Raw genomic sequence first — 2,169 nt, forward strand, 5'->3', positions numbered from 1 at the left:
GTCGACGACGCGTGAATACTGGACACTCAGCGACGGGTGAAAGCTGAACACTCCCGTCCATGCTGGGAGGCATGATCACGATGGAAGATTGGGCTGAGATCCGCCGGCTGCACCGGGCGGAGAAGATGCCGAAGAAGCAGATCGCTGAGAAACTCGGTGTATCCCGGACCACCGTCTACAAGGCTCTGGAGTCGGCTGAGCCGCCAAAGTATCAGCGGGCACCGAAGGGCTCGCTGGTGGATGCCTATGTGCCGCAGATCAAAGCTCTGCTGGCTGATGCCCCGAGAATGCCGGCGACGGTGATTGCTGAGCGGATCGGCTGGGAGCACTCCATGACGATCCTCAAAGATCGCATCCGGCAGCTGCGTCCGCTCTATACCGGGGTGGACCCTGCTGACCGGCTGGTCCACCGGCCCGGGGAAGCGGCCCAGTTCGACCTATGGTTCCCCGAACCTGTGATCCCCCTCGGGTATGGGCAGGCCCGGGTGCTGCCGGTGCTGGTGATGACTCTGACGTTCTCTCGGTTCCTGACCGCTTTGATGATCCCTTCCCGGCAGCAGGGTGACCTGTTAGCGGGGATGTGGCAGCTGGTCACAGGGGTCGGGGCGGTGTCGAAGCAGCTGATCTGGGACCGTGAGGCCGCGATCGCGCCGAAGGGCAAGGCCTTGCCAGAGGTACAGGCTTTCGCCGGGACTACCGCAGCGAAGATGGTGATCGCTCCGAAGCGGGATCCCGAGTTCAAGGGCATGACCGAGCGGAACAACGACTATTTCGAGACCTCGTTTCTGCCCGGACGCAGGTTTACCAGCCCGCAGGACTTCAACACCCAGATCAGCGCGTGGATCACCGAGGTAGCGAATCAGCGCAAGATCCGCTCCCTGGGGGATAAGCCGGTGAACGTCCTTGCCAAGGATCTCGAGGCGATGACACCGCTGCCGCCGTCCCCGCCGGCGACCGGGTTCAGCTTCCAGACCCGGCTGGGCCGGGACTACTACGTGCGTCTGGCCACTAACGACTACAGCGTGGACCCGAAGTGCATCGGCCGGCTGGTCCAGGTCACCGGCACCCTTGAGCGGGTGGTAGTGGTCTGTGAGGGCCAGGTGGTGGCTGACCATCAGCGCTGCTGGGCCAGCCAGCAGGTGATCACTGACCCCGCCCATGTGGAAACCGCTCGGGTGCTGCGGGCTGAGTACGGGCGCATCCGAGCCCAACGGGCCACCGCCCCGGGCGAGGCCACGGTGGCAGTCCGGGATCTGGGCTCTTACGACGAGCTCTTCGGGTTGACCCCCGCACCGGCTGCGCGGAAGGAGGCCGCCTGATGAGTACCGCCACTGAGGTGACAAAGAGCATCATGCATCTGGCCCGGGCGATGAAGACCCCGACCATCGGCAAGGTCTTCGAACAGCTGGCTGATACCGCCCGGGACGAGGGCTGGTCCCACGAGGAGTACCTCGCCGCGGTGCTGGGACGCCAGGTCGCTGACCGAGAGGCCAACGGCACCGCGCTGCGGATCAGCACCGCGAAGTTTCCCACACGCAAGACACTGGAGGACTTCAACCCCGATTACCAGCCCACCCTGCGCCGAGATGTACTGGCCCACCTGTCCTCGATGAGCTTCATTCCCAAGGCAGAGAACGTCATCCTGCTGGGGCCCCCAGGAGTGGGCAAGACACATCTGGCCATCGGGCTGGGCATCAAAGCCTGCCAGGCCGGGCACCCAGTACTCTTCGACACCGCCGCCGGGTGGGTCAACCGGCTCTCTGAGGCCCACCAGCGTCACGGCGGCCTCAACGCCGAGATCAAACGGCTGCGCCGCTACCGGCTGCTGATCATCGACGAACTAGGCTACCTGCCCTTCGACGCCGACGCGGCCAACCTGTTCTTCCAGCTCATCGCTGCCCGATACGAACAAGGATCACTGCTGATCACTTCCAACATGGCCTTCAGCCGGTGGGGTGAGATCTTCACCGACGAAGCCGTCGCCGCAGCCATGATCGACAGGCTCATCCACCACGCCGAAGTCCTCGCCCTCGACGGAGAGTCCTACCGGACAAAGACCCGCCGCGAGCTCCTCGAGACCACCACCCCCACAACCCCATAACCACCACAGAGTGTCCAGATTTCACCCGTCAGAAAGTGTCCAGTTTTCGCCCGTCGTTGACACGAGGT

2 protein-coding genes are annotated in these 2,169 nt (G+C 64.0%); both read left to right on the forward strand.

What is annotated here, in order from left to right; translation table 11 throughout:
* Positions 1–71: 71 nt before the first annotated feature.
* The gene (gene istA, locus N7E59_RS11750; protein WP_261625126.1) at positions 72–1,319 is read left to right on the forward strand and encodes an IS21 family transposase; all 1,248 of its coding nucleotides are present in this window, start codon (positions 72–74) and stop codon (positions 1,317–1,319) included.
* On the forward strand, positions 1,319–2,101 hold the full coding sequence (istB, locus tag N7E59_RS11755; protein WP_261625127.1) for an IS21-like element helper ATPase IstB: 783 nt from the start codon (positions 1,319–1,321) through the stop codon (positions 2,099–2,101). The genes istA and istB overlap by 1 nt, the downstream gene beginning before the upstream one ends.
* Positions 2,102–2,169 lie beyond the last annotated feature (68 nt).

The organism is Nesterenkonia marinintestina (assembly GCF_025420485.1).
In the GTDB taxonomy this organism is placed as follows: domain Bacteria; phylum Actinomycetota; class Actinomycetes; order Actinomycetales; family Micrococcaceae; genus Nesterenkonia; species Nesterenkonia marinintestina.